The organism is Bordetella sp. N, assembly GCF_001433395.1.
Classification (GTDB): Bacteria; Pseudomonadota; Gammaproteobacteria; order Burkholderiales; family Burkholderiaceae_B; genus Bordetella_C.
Genome location: NZ_CP013111.1, coordinates 2,369,046 through 2,393,354, shown reverse-complemented (window position 1 = coordinate 2,393,354; position 24,309 = coordinate 2,369,046). Strand labels below are relative to the sequence as shown.

Sequence of the window (24,309 nt, the reverse complement as noted above, 5' to 3'; positions counted from 1 at the left end):
GCAATGGCGACACAAGACAACGGCGGGCTGGATAACGGCTTCTCCAAGCTGGACCTGGAATTCGTCCGGGTGCTGGAGGATCTTATCGACGCCCTGATCGCCAATGGCGCCCTGCGCCTGACGGATCTGCCCCCGCACGCTCAGCGCAAGCTGACTGAGCGTAAGCGCCATCGGGCGAAACTCTCTGAACACCTGGACTTGTTGAGCGATGAAGACGGACAAATCATTTGACAGGTCGATCGACTCGTGGCGCGTTGACCCGCGCTCGACGCATGATGACCCTTTGCTGGAATGCCTGGTCGAGCTGACCCGCATGCACGGCGTTCCCGCGACGCCTCAAGCCTTGTCCGCCGGCCTGCCGCTGGTGGATCAGCGGCTGACGCCGGCGCTGCTGCCGCGCGCCGCGGCGCGGGCACGCCTGTCGGCGCGTGTGGTGCGCCGGGCCGTCAAGGACATTCCCACCGACATCCTGCCGGCCATCCTGCTGCTGCACGGCGAGCGCGCCTGCCTGTTGCTGGAAGCGCGCGATAACGGCTATCTGATCAGCCATCCCGAACTGGGTGCCGGTTCGGTCGAGATTTCGGCGGAAGAGCTGGCGCAGGACTATACGGGCATGGCCTGTTATATCCGCCCGCAGTTCCGCTTCGACGCCCGCTCGCCCGAGGTCGCGAAGGTGCGTGGCCGCCACTGGTTCTGGTCCGCCATTTTCGAGAATCGGCGGCTGTATCGCGACGCCATCGTCGCGGCGGTGCTGATCAACATCTTCGCGATGGCCATGCCCTTGTTCACGATGAATGTGTACGACCGGGTGGTGCCTAATAACGCGCTGGAAACCTTGTGGGTGCTGGTGGTCGGTATCGCCGTCGTCGTCATCTTCAATACGATCCTGACCACGGCGCGTTCGCACGTCATCGATAGCGCCAGTAAACGGGTCGACATCAAGTTGTCGGCGCTGATCATGGAGCGGGTGCTGGACCTGCGCATGGAAGGGCGGCCAGTGTCCGTGGGCTCCTTCGCGGCCAATCTGCGGTCGTTTGAGTCGATTCGCGACTTCATTGCTTCGGCCAGCATCACCACGCTGGTTGATCTGCCTTTCGTCCTCCTGTTCCTGGCCGTGCTGGCCTGGATATCGCCATGGATGCTGATTCCGCCTATCGTGGCCATCATCCTGGTGGCGCTGGTGTCGCTCGCCGCGCAGTTCCGCATGGAATCGCTGACCATGGCCACCTACCAGGCGTCGTCGCAACGCAACGCCACCTTGGTGGAGGCTCTGACCGGCTTCGAGACGGTCAAGACGCTCAATGCCCAGGGCACCATGCAGCGCAACTGGGAACGGTCCACGGAGTACATCGCGAACATCAGCAGCAAGCTGAAGCTGATTTCCAGCACGACGGTAGGCTTCGTCGGCGCCATGCAGCAGCTGGTGTCGGTGGCGACCGTGACCGTCGGGGTGTTTCTTGCCCATGACTCGGCGATTTCCATGGGGGGCATCATTGCCGCATCGATGATCTCCGGCCGTTGCCTGGTTCCGCTGGGCCAGGTCGCGGGCCTGATGATGCAGTACCAGAATGCGCGCACGTCGCTGGGCTCCATCGACAACTATATGAAGCTGCCGGTCGAGCGCCCCGAGACCACCGAATTCCTGCACCGCCCGGTGTTCGCGGGCGCCATCGAGTTCCGCAACGTGTCCTTTTCTTACCCGGGCGCGGCGCAACCGGTGTTGAACAACGTTTCCTTCAAGCTGGCGCCGGGCGAAAAGCTGGGCATCATCGGGCGTATCGGCTCGGGCAAGACCACGCTGGAAAAGCTGATCCTGGGCCTGTACCAGCCTACCGAGGGCACCGTCCTGCTGGATGGCGTCGACGTGCGCCAGATCGACCCGGCTGACCTGCGCCGCGCCATCGGCTATGTGCCGCAGGATCCCGTGCTGTTCTACGGCAGCCTCAAGCACAACATCGCCATGGGCGCGCCTTTCGCCGATGACGCCAGCATCATCGCGGCGGCGGACGTCGCCGGCGTGAGCGAGTTCGCCAACATCCATCCCGACGGTTTCGACATGCTGATCGGCGAACGCGGCGAGTCCCTGTCCGGTGGCCAGCGGCAATCGGTGGCGGTCGCGCGGTCTCTGATCAACGACCCGCCGATATTGCTGCTGGATGAGCCCAGCAGCAATATGGATCACCAGAGCGAATCGCGCTTGAAGCAACAGTTGGCGGCAGCCAGCGTTAACAAGGCGATGCTGTTGATCACGCACCGTACGGCGTTGCTGGATCTGGTCACCCGCCTGATCGTCATCGACGCCGGCCGCGTCATGGCGGATGGTCCCAAGGATCAGGTCGTCGAGGCCTTGCGGACGGGCCGCGTCGTGCGGGGAGCCAGCGTATGAGCTCCACACCGCTTTCGAATCCGAACCCCAATCCGAATCCGAGTCCGAATAATCCGCCTCCGAATCAGGGCCGTTCCTTCCTGGGCAGCCTGGTGCGCCTGCCGCGCACCTTCTTCGTCAAACTGTTCGATCGTTTGCTCGACGGCGAAGAGCGCGGCAAGCCCAAGGTTTCCTCCGGCTATGTCAACAGCGCGGAGTGGGCGATCTACACGTCCGACGCGCGTGGCGCCCGGATCCTGTTGTGGACGTCCCTGACGGTCGTCGGCATTCTGATCGTATGGGCCATCTTCGGGCCCATCGATGAAGTGGTGCGCGGCGACGGCAAGGTTGTGCCTTCCCGTCAGGTGCAGATCGTGCAGAGCCTGGACGGCGGCGTGGTCAAGGAAATTCTGGTCCGGCCCGGCCAGGATGTCGAGCCCGGCCAGGTCCTGCTAAGGATAGACCCGACGCGTTTCGCGTCGTCCCTGGGTGAGAATCAGGCCGAGTTCCTGTCCCTGGAAGCCAAGGCCGCGCGCCTGACGGCGCTGGCCACGGGCGAACCGTTCAAGGTGCCGGACGAAGTGCTGCAGAAACTGCCGCAAGCGGCCGAAGCCGAGCGTAACGCCTGGATCCAGCGCACCAACGAGCTGAACGCCACGGTCAGCGTGGCCCAGGAACAAGTCAAGCAACGCCAGCAGGAACTGCGCGAAACACAAGCCAAGCGTGATCAGGCGGCGACGACTTGCTCGCTGACCTCGCGCGAGTTGACGGTGACGCGGCCGCTGCTCAATAGCGGCGCCGTTTCCGAAGTCGACCTGTTGCGTCTGCAGCGGGACGTGGCGCGCAGCTGCGGCGACCAGAAGGCGGCGGAGGCGCAGATCGACCGCATCCAGGCGTCGATCCAGGAAGCGCTGAGCAAGACCAAGGAAGCCGAGCTGAATATCCGCAACCAGGCGCGCAGCGAGCTGTCCGACACCAATACCAAGCTGCGCACCTTGGGTGAAACGAAGCTGGCGCTGGATGACAAGGTCAAGCTGTCCGAAATCCGTTCGCCGGTGAAAGGCACGGTGAAGACGCTGCTGGCCAATACCGTCGGCGGCGTGGTGCAACCCGGCAAGGACATCATCGAGATCGTGCCGACCGACGACTCATTGCTTTTGGAAGTGAAGGTGCAGCCGCGCGACATCGGCTTCCTGCATGCGCAACAGAAGGCCGAAGTGAAGTTCACGGCTTACGACTACTCGATCTACGGCGGCCTGGAAGGCGTCGTCGAACAGATCGGTGCCGACACCACGACGGACGAACGGGGCAACTCGTTCTACATCGTGCGGGTGCGCACGTCGAAAGCCGCGGTGGGCGATATGCATCTGCCCATCATTCCCGGCATGGTGGCCGAGGTACACATCCTGACGGGCAAGCGCACGGTCATGCAGTACCTGCTCAAACCTATCTTGCGTGCCAAAGAGAATGCTTTCACCGAACGCTAAGGTATCGATGATTCCGGTTTTGTTCGTCACACATGACGATCTTTTATGGAAGCACTGGTCCAGTGTGGATCGCAACCGCTGGGTGCCGGCGCGCGCCCGCACCCTGGCCGAACTGGCCGGGTGGCGCGAGCGTGGCGGTGCCCTGGTGGTGGTCGATGCCGACCTGCCCAAGCTGCCGCCCTGGACGTCCGAACGCTGGACCAGCGCTTTGTCCGGCATGCGCGTGGTGGTCGCCAGCGCCAGGCCCCATGACGACCAGGGCACCAAGGTGCTGGCGTCGGGGGCCGTCGGCTACTGTCATACCTATACGCCTTTGCGGACCCTGGAGCAGATCCTCGACGTAGTCGATTCCGGAGAAATCTGGATGGGCCGCTCCCTGGTGACGCGCTTGCTGCGCCTGGTCGACAGCCGTAGCAGCGCGACCAGCGGCTGGCAGCCGGAAGTACTTACGGAGCGGGAAAGCCTGGTCGCGCGCCGAGCTGCCGTGGGCGAGGCCAATAATGAAATCGCGGCCGCATTGGGTATCACGGAAAGAACCGTCAAGGCGCATTTGTCGTCGGTGTTCGACAAGCTGGGGGTGACCGACCGCCTGCATCTGGCGCTCAAGGTCCACGGTATCAGCCGCTGATCCAGGCGGCGGGTGAGGGGGAGATGCAACGATCTTTACGCCTGCGCGCCCGCTACGCCATCTGCTGGATGGCGTTGATCTGCCTGCTTTGCAGTTGGGGGATGAGCGGCGCGCTGGAGCTGGACGAGCACAGGCTGGAAAGCCTGGCAGCCAGCCAGTATGGCGCGAAGGGGAGTGCACGGTTGACCGCCTGGCTGCGGCTGCTGCAAGCGGATCGCGACTTGGGCGAAGCCGCCAAGCTGGCTGCCGTCAACGATTTCTGGAATCAGAACGTCGCCCAATCCGAGGATCGTATCGTCTGGGGCACGGAAGATTATTGGGCCACGCCGCTCGAAGCCCTGGGCAAGGGGGCGGGCGACTGCGAGGACTACGTCATCGGCAAGTATTTCTCCCTGATCAAGCTGGGCGTGCCGACCAGCAAGCTGCGCTTCGTCTACGTCAAGGCGCGGGTCGGCGGTCCGCAAAGCACCGAACAGGTGGCGCATATGGTGCTTGGCTATTACCCGACACCCGAAGCCATGCCCCTGGTGCTGGACAGCCTGGTGTCCGGCATCCTGCCGGCGTCGCAGCGCCGCGATCTGGTCCCCATCTTCAGTTTCAATGCCGACGGCGTGTACGTCGACGGCAAGCAAGCCGCGCCGGTCGACCGCATCGGTCGCTGGCGCAATCTGCTGCAGCGCATGGAGCGCGAAGGCATCCGACAGTAAGCCCGCGGGAAGCGAATCATGTCCATACTTCGACAACTTCTATTGAGCATCACGCTGGCCATCGCCATCATCCTGTTGGGGACCCTCGCCTTGAGCGTGACGGCCGCGCGCGACTATCTGGCGGGGCAGTTGCAGGTGCAGAGCAATGACGCGGCGGTGTCGCTGGCACTGTCTCTATCGCAACCGACGAACAGCGACCGCATCACGCAGGAATTGCTGCTGTCGGCCCTGTACGACGGGGGCCACTTTTCCCTGGTCAAGCTGACGGACCCCGATGGCAAGGTCATCATCTCGCGGGTGTCGAGCGCCACGGCTGACGTGCCGGGCTGGTTCCAGCGGCTGGTGCCGCTGTCGGCCAAGTCGGCCACCCACGTGGTGACGGATGGCTGGCGGCAATTGGGTTCAGTCACCTTGACCGCGACGGATGTCTACGCCTGGGAGACCCTGTGGGAAAGCAGCCTGCGCATGATCCTGCTGGTGGTGACCGCCGGTGTGCTGTGGGCGCTGTTCGCTTTTGCTCTGGTGCGCTGGATCCAGAAGCGCCTGTTGGGGGAGGTGGGCGAGCAGTTGCGCGCCATCGGGCGCGGGCAGTGGGGCCAACACCTGGAGCCGCGCGTGCCGGAGCTGAGCGGCATCACCGATGCCCTGAACCAGACACGCGAGCAATTGCGCGCTTCGGCGGACGAACAGAACGCCCGCATCGAGTCCTTGCAGATCGAAGTCAACCAGGATCCCGTGACCGGCCTGGCCAATCGCAAGTACTTCATCAATGAGTTCCGCCGGGAGCTGGACGCGGATAGCGCGCGCACGGTGCCGGACGCGGCCATGCCAGGCGGGCACATCCTGGTGTTCCGCCAGCGCGACCTGGGGGCCATCAACCGCCACATGCCACGTGACTTCGTCGATCAATGGCTGCGTACGCTGGTCGATCGCCTGCGCGCCATGCTGGAGAACATGCAGGTGGATCCATCCGTGCTGGCGCGCCTGAATGGTTCGGACTTCGCCTTGCTGTTGCCGCATTGCCCGGCTCCCAAGGCCATCATGGTGGCGGAGCGCCTGCGCGCGGAATTGCGCACGGCGCGGATACCGGTGGGCGAGGGCGGCTTGTGCCGCTGGGTGCAGGCCTTGGCGGACTATGCACCGGGGGCGCAGATCGGCGATCTGTTGGGACGCCTGGATTACGCCTTGATGCGGGGAGAAAGCGCGGGCGACGACCACGTTCAGCTGACATCGGATGATGAACCCGTGTTGTCCGCCAACAGTGAATCGTCGTGGCGCCAGGTCATCACCGCGGGCATCGAGCGCGAACGCTTCACGCTGGCCTTGCAGCCGCTGACTTTCATTGACGGCCAACTGCTGCGGCAGGAGGCCACGTTGATGCTGCATAGCGAGGATGCCTCCGAGCCGATCCCGGCGCGCCTGTTCATTCCGCCGGCCATACGCCTGGATCTGGCCGCGGACTGCGATATGCAGGCAGTGCGGCTGGCCCTGGATTGGCTGGCAAAGAATCCGGGCGAACTGACGGTACGCCTGTCCATGGCGTCATTGGGGCATCACGATTTCCTGGCCCGACTGGAACGCACCGTGTCCGAGCGCCTGGGGCAGGCCAACCGCTTGATCGCCGAAGTCGATGCGCATGCCCTGGTCGAACGCCATGCGGAAGCGGCGGCGCTGTGCCGGATCGCGACGAAGACGGGGATGCGCGTGGGCGTGCGACGCCTGGCGCAGCAGTTCAATGCCTTGAGCCAGCTGCATGACCTGCAACTGGCGTATGTGAAGCTGGGCGGCGGCTTCGTCGGCGGCATGGCGCACAGCATAGGTAGCCAGCAGCTGACCGTATCGGTGCTGGAAACGGCGCGTGCCTTGAATATCGCCGTGTATGCCGAGGACGTGCCGGATACCGTGACGCGCACCATCCTGGCCAACCTCGGGATTACGATTATGAGCGGAGCAGGGGTTAATTTGTAACGTGCCCTGCGGCTATTCGTCCTCATCCATAAGGCCGATTGCGCCTACAAATATAACGAGTCGTAACTTTATTTCCTACTATGTAATGCCCCGGTGAAGCCGGCACCCCTCCGCTGAAATAAATCTCAATTCAGCAAAAATTAAGCTCATCTTTACGGAACTGTGAAGAAATTATGCGCAATAAAGCGATTTTCTTCGCAGTTGATGCGTCCCTGTCTTAGCCCCAGAATCCCGCCCCACTGCTCGCCTAGATTCCCATCAGTCGTATGGATTAAGAAAAAATTACGCCTCCATGCGATTCAGGCCCCATGCCTGAGTGTTGCCGCGGGAAATTCAGTCGTTACATAAGTCACGTTTTGTCTTTTGGCTATTCTGGGAATGTCATGTCCTCTTTTCGTCTGAAATCCTCGGTGGCACTCGTCGTAATCGCACTGTCCGGCGTTGCCGCCGCGCAGAATGCGCCTATCCCACGAGGCCAACCTGGCGCCGCCAAACCGGCAACCTGGCAGAACTTCGGCAAGTCGGGTTCGAGCACCGTTTCAAGCACGCCGTCGACTTCGGTCGCGCAAGCCGCGCCCGTAGCAACGCCGGCGCCGGCGCCCGCCGCTGCCGCACCCGCTGTTAAACCGTCGCCCGCACCCGCCGTTGCCCCGGCCCCGGCCAAGCCGGCAGCGCCGGTGGCCGCCGCCAGCACCGCGTCGTCCAACGGTGGCACCACGATCTACCAGGTCGTCGAGCAGACCCTGCTCAGCAACCCGGAAATCCAGGCCCGTTATCACGACTTCCGTTCTTCGCTGGAAGGCCAGAACGTGGCCCGCGCCGGTTTCCTGCCGCAGGTCAACGCCCAGGGCTACTACGGCCACGAATGGCAGAACCACTTGCCGGGCGACAACTCGTCGCAGAACTGGAAGCGCCCCGGCTACAACCTGGAACTGCGCCAGCTGCTGTTCGACGGCTTCAAGACCAATAGCGACGTCAAGCAAGCCGGCTTCGAAAAGCTGTCGCGCTTCTATGACCTGCTGGCCACCAGCGACGACATGGCCCTGACCGCCGTGCAGGCCTACGTGGACCTGCAGCGCTACCGCGACCTGGAGCTGCTGGCCCGCACCAACTATCGCCTGCATGAAGAAACGCTGAAGCAGATCCGCGAACGCTCGGAATCCGGCGTTGGCCGCCGCGTGGACATGGAACAGGCGGGTGGCCGCCTGTCCCTGGCGCAGACGAACCTGATGACGGAAAGCGCCAACCTCAACGACGTGACGTCGCGCTTCCGCCGCGTCACCGGCATGAGCGCGCCCACGACCCTGGCCGCCACGCCCCGCATTGAAGACCGCCTGCCGAACAAGCCGTCGACGTTCGACGATTCGCTGCGCAGCAACCCCAGCGTGCTGTCCAAGCAGGCCTTGCTGCAGGCGGCCGAAGCCGGCCAGCAGTCGGCCAAGGGCGCGTTCTCGCCCAAGTTCGAATTCGTGGCTTCGTCGGGCACGGATACCTCGCAACCGGGCAGCGACTACCGCAACGTGCGCAGCTCCAACGTGCAGGTCTTGATGACCTACAACCTGTACCGCGGCGGCGGCGATGCCGCGCGTGTGCGCCAGACCTCGGAGCAGGGCTATGCCGCGCGCGACGTGCGCGACTACACCTGCCGCAACGTGCAGCAGGACCTGGCCGTGGCGTGGAACAACATCGTCCATTTGCGCCAGTCCCTGCCTTACCTGCGTGACCACGAAGTGGCCACCACCAAGGTGCGCGACGCCTATCGCCAGCAATTCCAGATCGGCCAGCGCACGCTGCTCGACCTGCTGGACACGGAAAACGAGTTGTTCGAATCGCGCCGCTCCCTGACCAATGCCTTGTACGACCTGCAGACCGCCCAGTTCCGCTGGCTGGCGCTGTCGCACAAGCTGCTGCCCGCCCTGGGCATCCGTGCGGCCAAGGACGAGACGCCTGAAGAGAACGGCAAGCTGGCCATGACCGACGAGATCATCAAAACCTGCAACTCGACGGTGCCTGACGAAAGCCGCCTGGAACCGGTCAAGGTCCAGTACCGCGACGGCAACGCGCCGCCGGACTTCGTCCCCGCGAACGCGGACAAGGCCGCGCCCGCCGGCGGCAAGTGGTGATGCACCGTGGCGATCAATGAGGAAGATGATTTTTCAAGGTTGGACGCGGACTTCGTTCGAGTCCTGGAAGATCTGATCGACACCTTGATCGCCAACGGCACGCTGCGCCTGACCGACCTTCCGGTTCAGGCGCAGCAAAAGCTGACGCGTCGAAAACAGCAGCGGGCGCGCCTGGCAGAACATCTGGATTTGCTTGGTGATGAAGACGGACAAGTTATTTGACCGCTCGCTGGATTCCTGGCGTGTCGATCCTCGCAGTACCCATGACGATCCGCTGCTGGATTGCCTGGTTGAGTTGACCCGTGTCCATGGCGTGCCGTCGACCGCGCAAGCGTTGTCGGCGGGCCTGCCGCTGGTGGACCAGCGTTTGACGCCGGCCTTGCTGCCGCGCGCCGCGGCGCGTGCACAGTTGGCTGCGCGGGTGGTGAAACGGACGCTGCGGCAGATTCCCGCCGACATTCTGCCCGCCATCCTGTTCCTGAAGGACGACCGGGCCTGTCTGTTGCTGGAAGCGCGCGACGACAAATACCTGGTCAGCCATCCGGAACTGGGCGCCGGCGCCGTCGAGATCGACAGCGCGCAGCTGGCCGAGGACTACATCGGCCTGGCCTGCTATGTACGCCCGCAGTTCCGCTTCGATGCCCGTTCGCCCGAAGTCAACAAGGTGCGCAGCAAGCACTGGTTCTGGGCGGCCATCTTCGAGAACCGGCGGCTGTATCGCGACGCTTTGCTGGCGGCCCTGCTGATCAACGTGTTCGCCATGGCCATGCCCTTGTTCACCATGAACGTGTATGACCGCGTGGTGCCGAACAATGCCATCGAGACCCTGTGGGTGCTGGTGGTGGGCATTTCCTTGGTAGTGATCTTCAATACCATCCTGACGACCGCGCGCTCCCATGTCGTCGACAGCGCGAGCAAGCGCGTGGACGTGCGGCTGTCGTCGCTGATCATGGAGCGGGTGCTGGACCTGCGCATGGAAGGGCGGCCGGTGTCGGTCGGCTCCTTCGCGGCCAACCTGCGGTCCTTCGAATCTGTCCGTGATTTCATTGCTTCGGCGACGATTACATCGCTGGTCGATCTGCCGTTCATCGTGCTGTTCCTGCTGGTGCTGTCCTGGATTTCTCCGTGGATGATCCTGCCGCCGCTGGTCGCCATCGTGTTGATCGTGCTGGTATCGCTGGCGGCGCAGATGCGCATGGAAACGCTGACGATGTCGACCTATCAGGCCTCCTCGCAGCGCAACGCGACCCTGGTCGAAGCGCTGTCCGGTCTGGAAACCGTCAAGACGCTCAATGCCCAGGGCGCCATGCAGCGCAACTGGGAGCGGTCCACCGAGTTCATCGCGCAGGCCAGCGGCAAGCTCAAGCTGATCTCGTCGACCACCGTGGGCTTCGTGTCGGCCATGCAGCAGCTGGTGTCGATCTCCGTAGTGGTGATCGGTGTGTACCTGGCGCACGATTCCAATATATCCATGGGCGGCATCATTGCCGCGTCCATGATCAGCGGCCGTTGTCTGGTGCCCCTGGGCCAGGTGGCGGGCCTGCTGATGCAGTACCAGAACGCCCGCACGTCGCTGGGCTCCATCGATAACTACATGCAGTTGCCGGTGGAGCGGCCCGAGTCGGCCGAGTTCCTGCACCGGCCGGTGTTCAAGGGCACCCTGGAGTTCCGCAACGTGACGTTCTCGTATCCCGGTGCCGCACAGCCGGCGTTGCGGGATGTGTCCTTCAAGCTGGCCGCGGGTGAGCGCATCGGCATCATCGGCCGTATCGGCTCGGGCAAGACGACGCTGGAAAAGCTGATACTGGGCCTGTACCAGCCGCAGGAGGGCATCGTGCTGCTCGACGGCGTGGACGTGCGCCAGATCGATCCGGCCGACCTGCGCCGTGCCATCGGTTACGTACCGCAGGACCCCGTGCTGTTCTACGGCAGCTTGAAACACAATCTGGCCATGGGCGCGCCGTTCGCCGACGACGCCAGCATTCTGGCGGCCGCCCAGGTGGCGGGCGTCCATGAGTTTGCCGACGTGCATCCCAATGGTTTTGACATGCTGATCGGCGAGCGGGGCGAATCGCTGTCCGGTGGCCAGCGCCAGGCCGTGGCTGTCGCCCGGGCGCTGATCAACGACCCGCCGGTGCTGCTGCTGGACGAGCCCAGCAGCAATATGGATCATCAGAGCGAGTCGCGCCTGAAGGCGCAGCTGGCCGCGGCCAGCGCGCGCAAGACCCTGTTGCTGGTCACGCACCGCACGGCGCTGCTGGAGATGGTCAGCCGTCTGCTGGTGATCGATAACGGTCGTATCGTGGCCGATGGTCCCAAGGACCAGGTCGTCGAGGCCTTGCGTGCGGGCCGCGTGGGCAAGGGGAGCTGAGCATGAATACCGACGCTCTCAAACCCCGGCGCTCCATCCTGGCCACGCTGCTGCGTTTGCCCGCGCTGCCTTTCATGTGGGTGATGGATCTGCTGATCTACGGCAGCGAACGCGGTCATCCCAAGGTCACCACGGGCTACTCCGGCAATGCCGAATGGGCCATTCACCAGGCCGAGGCGCGCGGCGCCCGGGTGCTGCTGTGGTCGTCGCTGCTGGTGGTCAGTGCGCTGCTGGCCTGGGCGTATCTGGGCTATATCGACGAAGTGGTGCGCGGGGATGGCAAGGTCGTGCCGTCGCGTCAGGTCCAGGTCGTGCAAAGCCTGGATGGCGGCAGCGTCCAGGAAATCCTGGTGCGGCCCGGCCAGCAGGTCGAGCCCGGCCAGGTAATGCTGCGCATCGACCCCACGCGCTTCAATTCCTCCCTGGGCGAAAACAACGCCGAGTACCTGTCGCTGCTGGCCAAGGCCGCGCGGCTGCACGCCCTGGCTACGGGTGATGTTTACCAGGCGCCGCCCGAGGTGGTCGCCAAACTGCCGGCCGCCGCGGAAAGCGAACGCAATGCCTGGATCCAGCGCACCAATGAGCTGAACGCCACGGTCGCCGTCGCCCGGGAACAGGTCAAGCAGCGCCAGGAAGAACTGCGCGAAACCGAAACCAAGCGCGACCAGGCGTCGACCACGTGTTCCTTGACGTCCCGCGAGATGGCGGTCACCCGGCCTCTGCTCAAGAGCGGCGCGGTGTCCGAGGTGGATCTGTTGCGCCTGCAGCGCGACGTCACCAAGAGCTGCGGCGACGCCAAGGGGGCGGAAGCATCGATCGACCGTATCCAGGCCTCGATCAAGGAAGCGCAGAGCAAGGTGCAGGAGGCGGAGTTGAACATCCGCAACCAGGCCCGCAGCGAACTGATGGATACCAATACCAAGCTGGCGACCCTGCACGCGGGGCAGGTGGCCTTGGCCGACAAGGTCAAGCTGGCGGAGATCCGGTCGCCGGTGCGCGGCACGGTCAAGACCCTGTTGAATAACACCGTGGGTGGTGTGGTGCAGCCCGGCAAGGACATCCTGGAGGTAGTGCCGACGGACGATACCCTGCTGCTGGAAGTGCGCATCAACCCGCGCGACGTGGGCTTCCTGCATCCCCAGCAAAAGGCCGAGGTCAAGTTCACCGCCTACGACTATTCGATCTACGGCGGGCTGGAGGGGCAGGTCGAGTCCATCGGCGCCGACACGATCACCGACGAGCGCGGCAACTCCTTCTACATCGTCCGCATCCGGACGGAGAAGTCCAGCCTGGGTAACGGCACCATGCCCGTCATCCCCGGCATGGTGGCCGAGGTCCACATCCTGACGGGCAAACGGACGGTGCTGCAGTATCTGCTCAAACCCATCCTGCGCGCCAAGTCAACGGCATTCACGGAACGTTAAGGCTCCCACAGGCTGATCGCGATGAAAGTCACACCGGTTCTTTGCGTCACCCATGATGATCTGCTCTGGAAACACTGGTCCGGCCTGGGCACGCACGGCTGGTTGCCCGCGCGTGGGCTCGCGCTGGCCGAGCTGGTGCGTTGGCGGGAGCAGCGCCGCGGCCTGGTCCTGATTGACGTGGACCTGCCTCGCTTGCCGGACATGGCCAGCGAGGAATGGCGCCAGGCGACCGCCGGCTTGAAGGTGGTGGTGGCCAGCGCGCGGCCGCACGACGAACAGGGCACCAAGGTGCTGGCGGCTGGCGCGGTGGGCTACTGCCATACCTACGCCCCGGCGGCGGCCTTGGCCCAGGTCCTGGACGTGGTCGGCGCAGGGGAGATATGGATGGGGCGGTCACTGGTGCAGCGCTTCCTGCGTCTGGTCGACAGCCGTGCCGGGACCCAGGCGGCCTGGCACAACGACGTGTTGACCGAGCGGGAAAGCACAGTGGCCCGGCAGGCGGCCGTGGGCGACAGCAATCAGGAAATCGCCACGGCGCTGGGCATTACCGAGCGCACGGTCAAGGCGCATCTGTCCGCCGTGTTCGAGAAACTTGGCGTGAGCGACCGGCTGCAACTGGCCCTGCGCGTGCACGGGATCTCGCGCGCCTGAGTTCGACCCTTCGAATTCATCAAATTCTTCAAGTTCTTCAAATAATTTTCAAAACCTGTCCTTGAGGACAATACCGCGTCGGGCTGTGGTTCTTCAGTATTGCGTCATCTAAAACCGGAGCAATCCAAATGGCCAATACCCAACCCGCAGTCGTCACCCAAGTCACCGGTCGTGCTTGGATCCGCAATAGCGATGGTTCCTTGACCGAACTGCATGTCGGCAGCCGCGTCCCCGCCGACAGCGACGTGGTCACGGCGGGCGGCGCCACCGTCGCCCTGCAGGTCAACGATGGATTGCCCCTGATCATCGGCGAGAACCGCGACGTGTCGTTCAACGCCGACATGGCCGGCCAGCCCGTCGATCCGAAGGAAGCCAGCGTGGCGCCCCCGCAGGGCACGGATTCCGAGCGCCTGTTGGCCGCCCTGAATTCCGGCCAGGATCCGTTCGATAACCTCGAACCGACGGCCGCCCTGATTTCCGGCGGTGGCGACGGCGGCGGCAGCAGCTTCGTGCGCCTGGCCCGTGTCGTTGAATCGACTACCCCGCTGGACCTGGTGAACGGTGTCTCCGCCGCGCCGGCCGCCAACGTCGGCATCGCGGACGCCGCTTCGTCGACCACCGCCCTGAATGACTCGCCCAACGCGGTCAACGACGTCCAGGCCACGACGGAGAAGTCCACCGTCAGCGGCAACATCCTGACCAACGATACGGATCCCAACGGCGACGCCCTGGCCATCGTGTCGGTGGGCACCGCCGCCATGGTGACCGGCGGCGTGACCGTGGCCGGCAGCAACGGCGGCACCTTCACCGTGTTCGCCGACGGCAGCTACGTGTTCAATCCGGGCGACGCCTTCCATCAGCTGGCCAACGGCCAAAGCGCCACGTCGTCCGTCAGCTACACCGTGACCGATCCCTTCGGCGCCACGTCCACCGCCACCCTGACCGTCACGGTCAACGGACTGAACGACGCCCCGACGTCGACCGCCGTGCAGACGCAGAATGCGGTGGATGCACAGAACAGCGTCAACCTGAACGTGTCCGGCAACTTCGCCGATGTCGACAATGGCGACCGCCTGACGTTCTCGGCTACCGGCCTGCCGCCTGGCCTGACCATCGATCCGGTCACCGGCGTGATTTCCGGCAATGTCGATCATTCCGCTTCGCAAGGCGGCGACCACGGCGTGTACACGGTCATCGTGACCGCCACCGACTTGCTCGGCGCCACGTCCAGCCAGACCTTCACGTGGAACATCACCAACCCCGCCCCCACGGCCGTGGGCGACACGGCGGTTGCCACGCAGGACAGCGGCGTCGAAGTGTCGGCCGCCAATGGCGTGCTGCGCAATGACACCGATCCCGATGGCGACACGCTGTCGGTGGGCGCCGTCAACGGCAACACCGGCCTGGTCGGCCAGGCCGTGGCCGGCGACCACGGCGGCAGCTTCACGCTGAACGCCGACGGCAGCTACTCGTTCAATCCGGGCTCTGATTTCAAGAGCCTGCACGGCGGCGAAAGCGCCACCACCTCCATCACCTACACCGTCACCGACGGCGAAGGCGGCACCTCCACCGCGACCCTGACCGTGACGGTCAACGGCGCCGACGACGTTGCCGTGATCACCCCCGACGGCGACAGCGGCGACCGTGGCGCCGTCAAGGAAGACGGCGTGCTGGAGACCTCCGGCAAGCTGAACATCGTCGACCCGGACGCCGGCCAGGCCGCCTTCGTGGTCCAGAGCAATGCTGCCGGCCAGCACGGCACGTTCAGCATCGACGCGGACGGCAACTGGCATTACGCCTTGACCAACGATGATCCCAAGGTGCAAGCCCTGGCCGCCGGCGAGCAGCTGACCGAGACGTTCACGGTTACCTCCATCGACGGCACCACCAGCACCGTCACCGTGACCATCGACGGCACCAACGACATCCCGGCCATCAGCGGGGAAGCGGCCGGTGGCGTGACCGAAGACGGCACGCAGAGCGCGACCGGGCAGCTGACGGTGGCCGATGTCGACACCAGCGACATCCACACGTGGAGCGTGCAGGGCGACGGCAAGGGCGCCTACGGCACCTTCACCGTCGATGCCGACACGGGCAAGTGGACCTACGTCATCGATAACGAAGCCGCCCAGGCGCTGACGTCCAAGGACGCCATCACGGAAACGTACACCGTCCAGGTCGACGACGGCCATGGCGGCACGACGACTCAGGACGTCACCGTCACCATCCAGGGCACGGATGACGGCGCGGTCGTCACCCCGCATGAGGTTGGCGCCGACCAGGGTTCGGTGACCGAAGACACCACGGTGACCACCAGCGGCAAGCTGGACGTGGTCGACCCCGATGCCGGCCAGGCCAATTTCACGCCGCAGACGGACAAGGCCGGTACCTACGGCACCTTCAGCATCGACGCCGACGGCAACTGGACCTACAAGCTGAACAACGACGCCGCCAATGTGCAGGCGCTGGCCGCCGGCCAGGAAAAGACGGAAACCTTCGAGGTCAGCACCATCGACGGCACGACGTCGGAAATTACGGTGACCATCGTCGGCACCAATGACCTGCCGGTCATCAGCGGCACGGCCACCGGCTCGGTGATCGAAGACGGCACGCAGAAGGCGACCGGCCAACTGGCTGTGAGCGACGTCGACACCGGCGATACGCACACCTGGAGCGCAGTGGGCGCCACCAAGGGAGCCTACGGCACGTTCAGCGTGGACGCGGACGGCAAGTGGACCTATACGCTGGACAACAAGGCGGCTCAAGCGCTGACGTCCGCTGACTCGATCCAGGAAACCTATAAGGTCCAGGTCGCCGACAACCACGGCGGTATCACCACCCAGGACGTCACCGTCACCATCCAGGGTACGGACGATAAGGCCGTCATCAAGCCGCATGGCCTGTTCGACGGCTATGGCTTCACCACTGAAGATGTGATCAAGTCCACCGGCGGCAAGCTGGACGTGACGGATCCGGACGCCGGCCAGGCCGTGTTCCAGGTGCAGAAGGATACCGCCGGCACGTATGGCGTGTTCTCGATCGACGCCAGCGGCAAGTGGACCTACGTCCTGAACAACGACGCCGCCAATGTGCAGGCGCTGGGCTTGGGTGAAACCAAGACCGAAAAGTTCACGGTCGCTTCCGCCGACGGCACGACCTTCCAGGTGACGGTCTACGTGGCCGGCACCAACGACGCGCCGGTCATCAGCGGCCAGGCGGCGGGTGCGGTGCAGGAAGACGTGGTGAAGTCGGCCACCGGCCAACTGGTCTCCACCGACGTCGACGCGCATGACGGCGCCAGCTGGAGCGTGGTGGGCGGCAAGGGCTCCTACGGCTCGCTGTCCATCGACAGCACCGGCAAGTGGACCTACACGCTGGACAACGCCGCCGCGCAGAAGCTGGGCGCGTCCGATACGGTTACCGAGAAGTTCACCGTCCTGGTCAGCGACGGCCACCTCGGCTTCGACAGCCAGGTCGTGACGATCACGGTGCAGGGCACCAATGACGCCGCCATCATCAGCGGCGTCAAGACCGGCGCTGTCGTCGAAGACGGTACCCTGGTGACCAGCGGCAAGCTGACCGTCACCGACGTGGACCAGGGCCAGTCGTCCTTCCAGGTGCAGACCAACGTTGCCACGGACCACGGCACGTTCTCGGTCGACGCCAAGGGCAACTGGACCTTTACGCTGAACAACGCCAATGCCGATGTGCAGGCGCTGGGCGCCACCGAGAAGCTGACGGAGACCATCACGGTCAAGTCCTTCGACGGCACGGAAAGCCAGGTAGTCGTGACCATCCAGGGCACCAATGACCTGCCGGTGATCAGCGGCGAAGCCGTGGGCACCGTCAAGGAAGACGCCATCCAGTCGGTGACCGGCCAGTTGAACGTCAGCGACGTCGACACGCACGATACGCACACGTGGAGCGTGGTCGGTGCCGGCACGGGCACTTACGGCGCCTTCACGGTTGACGCCGCCACCGGCAAGTGGACCTACACGCTGGACAACGCCGCGGCGCAGGCCTTGACGTCCAAGGATTCCATCCAGGAGACGTACAAGGTCGAGGTCGAGGACAGCAGTGGCGGCAAGACCGTCCAGGAAGTCACCGTTACGATTCAGGGCACGGACGACGTCGCCATCATCACGCCGCATGGTCCGGTGGGTGATACCGGTGTCGTTGCCGAAGACGGCAAGTACCAGGAAGCGAGCGGCAAGCTGGATGTGGTGGATCCGGACGCGGGCCAGGCCGTATTCCAGGTGCAGACCGGCACGGCCGGCACCTACGGCACGTTCACCATCGATGCCAACGGCAACTGGCACTACACGCTGAACAATTCCAGCGATGCCGTGCAGGGGCTGAGCGAGAACCAGCTGGTCAAGGACCAGTTCACGGTGTACTCCGCCGATGGCACCGCGTCGCAGGTGTCGATCCTGATCACCGGCACCAATGACGCCCCGGTGATCGGCGGCACGGCCGCCGGCACGGTGGTGGAAGATAAGACCTTCAGCATCGACGGTCAGCTGACCGTGACCGATGTGGATACGCTGGATACCCACTCGTTCTCGATTACGGGCGCCAACAAGGGCACCTACGGCAGCTTCGCGGTGGACGCGTCGACCGGCAAGTGGACCTATACGCTGGACAACGCGGCTGCGCAGTCGCTGGGCGCCGGCAAGACGGCTGTCGAGTATTACTACGTCAAGGTCAGCGATGGCCAGGGCGGCTTCGACACGCAGAAGGTGGCGATCACCGTCGAAGGCACCAACGACGCTGCCGTGATCACGCCGCATCAGGCGGGTGATGACAAGGGCACCGTCTTCGAGGACGGCGGGATCATTCTCGGCTGGACCAACGGCAAGCTGGACGTGACGGACGTGGACACTGGCGAAGCCAAGTTCCAGACGCAAAGCAATGTCAATACCGACCACGGTAGCTTCTGGATCGACGCCAGCGGCAACTGGACGTATGTCCTGAAGAGCAGCGATCCGACCGTGCAGGCGCTGGGCCTGGGCGAGAAGATGCTCGACACCATCACGGTGAAGTCCGCCGACGGCACGACCAGCCAGGTCGTGGTCACCATTATCGGCACCAATGACGCCCCGTCCATCAGCGGCGTGGTCACCGGCAAGGTTGTCGAAGACACCACCAAGACGGCGACGGGCCAATTGTCCGTGACCGACGTCGATGCCACCGATACCCACACGTGGGCCATCGTCGGCAGCACCAAGGGTACGTACGGCGCCATCACGGTGGACGCTGCCACCGGCAAGTGGACCTACACCATCGACGACAAGGCGTCGCAGTCCCTGGGCGAAGGGAAGACCGCGACTGAAACCTACTCCGTGCGCGTCAGCGACGGGAATGGCGGATTCGACACCAAGACGGTGACGATCACCATTCAGGGCGTGAACGACTCCGCGGTAATCGTTCCGCACGTCACCGGTGCTGACAAGGGCGCGGTGACTGAAGACGTGACGGCCAAGAACACCGCCAGCGGCAAGCTGGACGTGACCGACGTGGACACGGGTGAAGCCAAGTTCCAGACGCAGACCAACGTCGATGCCGGCCACGGCAAGTTCTCCATCGACGTGAACGGCAACTGGACCTACAAGCTGGACAACAGCAATTCGGAAGTCCAGGCTCTGGGCGCCGGCAAGACCTTGACCGAGACCATCACGGTCAAGTCGCTTGACGGCACCAGCAGCCAGGTTCTGGTGACGATCACCGGCACCAACGACGCCGCTGTCATCACCCCGCATGTCACCGGTGCCGACAAGGGTGCCGTGACCGAAGACACGCCCGCCAAGAACACGGCCAGCGGCAAGCTGGATGTGACGGACGTGGACACGGGCGAAGCCAAGTTCCAGGTGCAGGACAACGTCAACGCGGGCCATGGCACGTTCTCCATCGATGCCGACGGCAACTGGGCCTACAAGCTGGACAACAGCAATGCTGAAGTCCAGGCTCTGGGCGCCGGCAAGACCTTGACCGAGACCATCACGGTCAAGTCGCTTGACGGCACCAGCAGCCAGGTTTTGGTGACGATCACCGGCACCAACGACGCCGCGCAGATCTCGGCGCACAGCCAGGGTTCCGACAAGGGTGCTGTGACCGAGGACGTACCGGCCCAGAACACGGCCAGCGGCAAGCTGGACGTGACGGATGTCGACACGGGTGAAGCCAAGTTCCAGACGCAGACCAACGTCAATGCCGGCCACGGCAAGTTCTCCATCGACGCCAACGGCAACTGGACCTACAAGCTGGACAACAGCAATTCGGAAGTCCAGGCTCTCGGCGCCGGCAAGACCTTGACCGAGACCATCACGGTCAAGTCGCTTGACGGCACCAGCAGCGAGGTCGTGGTGACGATCACCGGCACGAACGATGCCGCTGTCATCACCCCGCATGTCACCGGTGCCGACAAGGGTGCCGTGACCGAAGACACGCCCGCCAAGAACACCGCCAGCGGCAAGCTGGATGTGACGGACGTGGACACGGACGAAGCCAAGTTCCAGACGCAGGACGACGTCAACGCCGGCCACGGCAAGTTCTCCATCGACGCCGACGGCAACTGGACCTACAAGCTGGACAACGGCAATGCTGATGTCCAGGCTCTGGGTGCCGGCAAGACCTTGACCGAAACCATCACGGTCAAGTCGCTTGACGGCACCAGCAGCCAGGTTCTGGTGACGATCACCGGCACCAACGACGCCGCTGTCATCACCCCGCATGTCACCGGCGCCGACAAGGGCGCGGTCACCGAGGACGTTCCCGCCCAGAACACCGCCAGCGGCAAGCTGGACGTGACCGACGTGGACACGGGTGAAGCCAGGTTCCAGGTGCAGACCAACGTCAACGCCGGCCACGGCACGTTCTCCATCGACGCCAACGGCAACTGGACCTACAGCCTCAACAACGCCAACGCCGAAGTCCAAGCCTTGGGCAAGGGTGAGACGTTGGATGAGGTCATCACGGTCAAGTCCCTGGATGGCACGCAAAGCACGGTCGTCGTCACCATTACCGGCACCAATGACGACCCGGTCATTTCCGGCCAGTCCACGGGTACCGTGACGGAAGACGCCACTGTCCTCACCGCCACCGGCCAGCTGGCCGTGTCCGACAAGGACGCTCACGATACGCATACGTGGACCGTGGCGAACGGCGGGCAGGGTACCTACGGCGTGCTCACCGTCGACAGCACCGGCAAGTGGACCTACACGCTGAACAATGCCTCCGCTCAGTCCCTGAGCAGCGGCGACAAGCCGACCGAGACCTTCACCGTGTCGGTGAACGACGGCCACGGCGGCGTGACGACCCAGCAGGTGACGGTCGCCGTGCAGGGCGTAAATGACGCGCCTACCGCGGCTAACGGCTCCGCGCACATCGATGTGGGTCAGACCCATGTGTTCACGGCGGGCGATTTCTCGTTCACCGACGGTGCGGGCGAGCACAACAGCCTGCAAAGCGTCATCATCACCGGCCTGCCCGGCAGTGGCTCCCTGACCTTGAACGGCTCGGCGGTGACGGCCGGCCAGTCGGTCTCGGCCGCCGACATCGCCGCCGGCAAACTGATCTACACCCCGGCAGCGGGCGGCGGCGACGCCTCCTTCGGCTTCAAGGTGCAGGACAACGGCGGTACCGCGAATGGCGGCCATGACACGTCGGACACCTACACCTTCAACCTGTCGACCGACGGCGTGGTGAAGGGCGCCAATGACGGCACCGGTGTCATCAACGGCGGCTCGGGCAACGACATTATCGTCGGCGACCAGGGCGGTACGAACACGATCATCGTTCCGGGCAAGAGCTACAACGTGGCCCTGGTCATCGACCACTCGGGCAGCATGGACGATTCGGCCGATGGCACCCGCAACGGCGAGTCGCGCCTGGATCTGGTCAAGGATGCGCTGCTCAACCTGCTGAAAACGCTCGATACGCACACCGGTGGCGTGGTCAACGTCACGCTGATTGGCTTCAGCACCAGCGCCGACGCGCCTGTGACAGTGAACAACCTTACGGTCGACAACGTCCAGAAGCTGATCGACGCCATCAACAAGCTGCAGCCGACGGATCAGACCAACTACGAAGCTGCGTTCAACTCGGCGGTATCGTGGTTCAACGCGCAGGCCAAGGCCGGCCTGACCGGCAGCAACTATGAGAACGTCACTTACTTCCTGACCGACGGCAATCCTAACGCCTACGTCAACAACAGCGGCAAGAACGTCACCGATGGTACTGACCAGACCAACCTGCAGGAATCGGTCAACTCGTTCAGCAGCCTGAGCAGCGTCAGCGCTGTCCATGCCATCGGTATCGGCGATGACATCAACGCCAACTGGCTGAAGTTCTTCGACAATACGGCGACCGGCGGTACGCAGCTCGGCTCGGTGGCCTTCGGTTCGACGACGTCGACATTGGCCAGTTTCGAGAACAACAGCGGCCTGAACAACGTCAACAACTGGACGGCGGAAAGCGGTACGCCCAAGAGTGCCCTCACCACGGACTACGAAGGGTTCTTCTCCACGAACTCCTACGCCGTGCTGACGGACACCTACAACACGGCCGCCAACGCCACCCAGACGGCATCCACTGTCTCGACGTCCGCCTTCACGCTTGCCGCCAACAGCGCCTTGAAGTTCGACCTGGAGACCGCTGGTTTCAACGTCGGCGACCGCTATACCTGGACCGTGATGCAGAACGTCAACGGCGTGTGGACGGCCACCAGCTACACCGGTACGGGCACGGCGGCATTGAAGAACTGGACCACGATCACGACCGACATGTTGGGCGCCGGCCAGTACAAGCTGCAGTTCTCCGTGCTGGACAACACCACGGGCCGCAATAACGCTTCCGCGCAGTTGCTCATCGACAATATCCAGGCCGTGGTTTACTCGGTCGTCGCGGCTCAGGCCGGCGACGTCGATATCGTCCACAAGGGCTCGGACCTGGACACCGCCCTGCAAGGCGGCAGCTCCTCCCACGACCCGCTGCCGGTCAATGGCGACACCATCAACGGTGGTGACGGCAACGACATCATCTTCGGTGACACCATCAATACGGATAACCTGGCGTGGGCGGGCCATGCGGCCGGTACGCACAACGGACAGGGGATGCAAGGCCTGGTCGACTACCTGACCGCAACGTCCGGCCATGCACCGACCGAAGCGGATATCTACCAAGCCATCCAGAGCAGCGTCAACCCGGCAACCGGCGCCAGCACGTTCGACGTCAGCGGCGACACCCGCGGCGGTGATGACGTCATCCACGGTGGCAACGGTAACGACATCATCTTCGGCCAGGGCGGTAACGACACCCTGTACGGCGATGACGGCAACGACATCATCTACGGCGGTGAAGGCAACGACACCCTGTACGGTGGTGCCGGCAACGACACCCTCTACGGCGGCAACGGTAACGACATCCTGATCGGCGGCAAGGGTGATGACATCCTGGTCGGCGGCGCGGGTAGCGATACCTTCAAGTGGCTGGCCGACGACCAGGGCACGGTGGCGCATCCGGCGGTGGACACGATCAAGGACTTCTCGACGGCCCTGCCCGCGGCCGGCGGCGATGTCCTGGATCTGGCCGGCCTGCTGCATAACCCGACGGATGGTGACCTGAGCAAGTTCCTGCACTTCACCAAGGACGGCGCCAACACGGTCATCCAGGTGAGCACGACCGGCCAGGTGGGCACGGGCTTCGACCAGAAGATCGTGCTGGAAGGGGTCGACCTGACCAACGGCGGCGCACTGAAGAACGACCAGGCGATCATCAACGATCTGCTGCAAAAGCAGAAGCTGCACGGTCACGACTGATGTAGGGCAGTATCCGGGCATTGTCTTGCGATTTGCAGGGCGATGCCCGGCGTTACGCTGTGTTTTAAGATGCCTAGCTCCCTCCGCCTGCGTGCCGTCTTAGCCCTGTGCTGGACGGCTTTGATCTGCCTGGTCTGTGGCTGGGGGATGAGCGCCGCGCTGGAGCTGGACAGTCATCGGCTGGAAAGCCTGGCGGCCAGCCGCTATGGCGCGAAGGGAAGCGAGCGGGTGGCGGCCTGGCTGCAACTGCTCCAGGAAGATCGCGACATGGCCGAAGCCGACATGCTGGCCAGCATCAATGACTTCTGGAACCGGCGTGTCATCCAGTCCGAGGACCAGGTCGTGTGGGGCGTGCCCGACTACTGGGCCACGCCGCTGGAAGCCCTGGGCAAGGGCGCCGGCGACTGCGAAGACTTCGTCATCGGCAAGTATTTCTCCCTGATCAAGCTGGGCGTGCCGACCAGCAAGCTGCGCTTCGTCTACGTCAAGGCGCGGGTTGGCGGCCCGGAAAGCACCGACCAGGTGGCGCATATGGTGCTGGGTTACTACCCGACGCCCAATTCCATGCCGCTGGTCCTGGACAGCCTGGTGTCAGGCATCCTGCCGGCATCGCAGCGCCGCGATCTGGTTCCCATCTTCAGTTTCAATGCCGACGGCGTGTACGTCGACGGCAAGCAAGCCGCGCCGGTCGACCGTATCGGCCGCTGGCGCAATCTGCTGCAGCGCATGGAGCGCGAAGGCATTCGACCGTAAGCCCGCGGGTAGCGAAC

The 24,309-nt window shown here is 64.1% G+C and carries 13 protein-coding genes; all 13 read left to right on the top strand.

The features are described from left to right. Window positions 1-3: 3 nt before the first annotated feature. The 13 genes from ASB57_RS10215 (at window position 4) to ASB57_RS10160 (ending at window position 24,292) form a co-directional block, all read left to right on the top strand. Window positions 4-231: a hypothetical protein gene (locus tag ASB57_RS10215; RefSeq protein WP_057652137.1), complete on the top strand. Its 228-nt coding sequence runs from the start codon at window positions 4-6 to the stop codon at window positions 229-231. Further along, window positions 209-2,386, top strand: coding sequence for a type I secretion system permease/ATPase (locus ASB57_RS10210; protein WP_057652136.1), 2,178 nt, complete (start codon window positions 209-211; stop codon window positions 2,384-2,386). Before ASB57_RS10215 ends, ASB57_RS10210 begins: the two co-directional genes overlap by 23 nt. Further along, window positions 2,383-3,852, top strand: a complete 1,470-nt coding sequence (locus ASB57_RS10205) for an HlyD family type I secretion periplasmic adaptor subunit (RefSeq protein WP_082621508.1) — start codon at window positions 2,383-2,385, stop codon at window positions 3,850-3,852. Before ASB57_RS10210 ends, ASB57_RS10205 begins: the two co-directional genes overlap by 4 nt. 19 nt (window positions 3,853-3,871) lie before the next feature. Continuing rightward, the gene (locus ASB57_RS10200; RefSeq protein WP_231755383.1) at window positions 3,872-4,480 is read left to right on the top strand and encodes a response regulator transcription factor; all 609 of its coding nucleotides are present in this window, start codon (window positions 3,872-3,874) and stop codon (window positions 4,478-4,480) included. Window positions 4,481-4,503: 23 nt separating this feature from the next. Further along, window positions 4,504-5,187 carry a transglutaminase-like cysteine peptidase gene (locus ASB57_RS10195; RefSeq protein ID WP_082621507.1) on the top strand — a complete coding sequence of 228 codons (684 nt, stop codon included), beginning with the start codon at window positions 4,504-4,506 and terminating at the stop codon, window positions 5,185-5,187. A gap of 18 nt (window positions 5,188-5,205) precedes the next feature. Further along, window positions 5,206-7,155, top strand: a complete 1,950-nt coding sequence (locus tag ASB57_RS10190; protein WP_057652134.1) for a LapD/MoxY N-terminal periplasmic domain-containing protein — start codon at window positions 5,206-5,208, stop codon at window positions 7,153-7,155. A 383-nt stretch (window positions 7,156-7,538) separates the two neighbouring features. Further along, window positions 7,539-9,278 (top strand): TolC family outer membrane protein, encoded by a 1,740-nt coding sequence (locus tag ASB57_RS10185; RefSeq protein WP_082621506.1) that lies wholly within the window; start codon window positions 7,539-7,541, stop codon window positions 9,276-9,278. 6 nt (window positions 9,279-9,284) lie between these two features. Beyond that, window positions 9,285-9,500: a hypothetical protein gene (locus ASB57_RS30375; RefSeq protein WP_082621505.1), complete on the top strand. Its 216-nt coding sequence runs from the start codon at window positions 9,285-9,287 to the stop codon at window positions 9,498-9,500. Next, window positions 9,478-11,649, top strand: coding sequence for a type I secretion system permease/ATPase (locus ASB57_RS10180; protein ID WP_057652132.1), 2,172 nt, complete (start codon window positions 9,478-9,480; stop codon window positions 11,647-11,649). The genes ASB57_RS30375 and ASB57_RS10180 overlap by 23 nt, the downstream gene beginning before the upstream one ends. Before the next feature lie 2 nt (window positions 11,650-11,651). After that, window positions 11,652-13,073: an HlyD family type I secretion periplasmic adaptor subunit gene (locus tag ASB57_RS10175; protein ID WP_082621504.1), complete on the top strand. Its 1,422-nt coding sequence runs from the start codon at window positions 11,652-11,654 to the stop codon at window positions 13,071-13,073. Window positions 13,074-13,094: 21 nt separating this feature from the next. After that, on the top strand, window positions 13,095-13,724 hold the full coding sequence (locus tag ASB57_RS10170; protein WP_057652131.1) for a response regulator transcription factor: 630 nt from the start codon (window positions 13,095-13,097) through the stop codon (window positions 13,722-13,724). A 128-nt stretch (window positions 13,725-13,852) separates the two neighbouring features. Beyond that, window positions 13,853-23,539: a retention module-containing protein gene (locus tag ASB57_RS31560; RefSeq protein WP_057652130.1), complete on the top strand. Its 9,687-nt coding sequence runs from the start codon at window positions 13,853-13,855 to the stop codon at window positions 23,537-23,539. Window positions 23,540-23,608: 69 nt separating this feature from the next. Beyond that, window positions 23,609-24,292, top strand: a complete 684-nt coding sequence (locus tag ASB57_RS10160; RefSeq protein WP_057652129.1) for a transglutaminase-like cysteine peptidase — start codon at window positions 23,609-23,611, stop codon at window positions 24,290-24,292. Window positions 24,293-24,309 lie beyond the last annotated feature (17 nt).

Bases quoted from the DNA above. Each gene is read 5' to 3' on its own strand.
- ASB57_RS10215 (WP_057652137.1), top strand. From the start codon at position 4: ATGGCGACACAAGACAACGGCGGGCTGGATAACGGCTTCTCCAAGCTG.
- ASB57_RS10210 (WP_057652136.1), top strand. From the start codon at position 209: ATGAAGACGGACAAATCATTTGACAGGTCGATCGACTCGTGGCGCGTT.
- ASB57_RS10205 (WP_082621508.1), top strand. From the start codon at position 2,383: ATGAGCTCCACACCGCTTTCGAATCCGAACCCCAATCCGAATCCGAGT.
- ASB57_RS10195 (WP_082621507.1), top strand. From the start codon at position 4,504: ATGCAACGATCTTTACGCCTGCGCGCCCGCTACGCCATCTGCTGGATG.
- ASB57_RS10190 (WP_057652134.1), top strand. From the start codon at position 5,206: ATGTCCATACTTCGACAACTTCTATTGAGCATCACGCTGGCCATCGCC.
- ASB57_RS10185 (WP_082621506.1), top strand. From the start codon at position 7,539: ATGTCCTCTTTTCGTCTGAAATCCTCGGTGGCACTCGTCGTAATCGCA.
- ASB57_RS10180 (WP_057652132.1), top strand. From the start codon at position 9,478: ATGAAGACGGACAAGTTATTTGACCGCTCGCTGGATTCCTGGCGTGTC.
- ASB57_RS10175 (WP_082621504.1), top strand. From the start codon at position 11,652: ATGAATACCGACGCTCTCAAACCCCGGCGCTCCATCCTGGCCACGCTG.
- ASB57_RS10170 (WP_057652131.1), top strand. From the start codon at position 13,095: ATGAAAGTCACACCGGTTCTTTGCGTCACCCATGATGATCTGCTCTGG.
- ASB57_RS31560 (WP_057652130.1), top strand. From the start codon at position 13,853: ATGGCCAATACCCAACCCGCAGTCGTCACCCAAGTCACCGGTCGTGCT.
- ASB57_RS10160 (WP_057652129.1), top strand. From the start codon at position 23,609: ATGCCTAGCTCCCTCCGCCTGCGTGCCGTCTTAGCCCTGTGCTGGACG.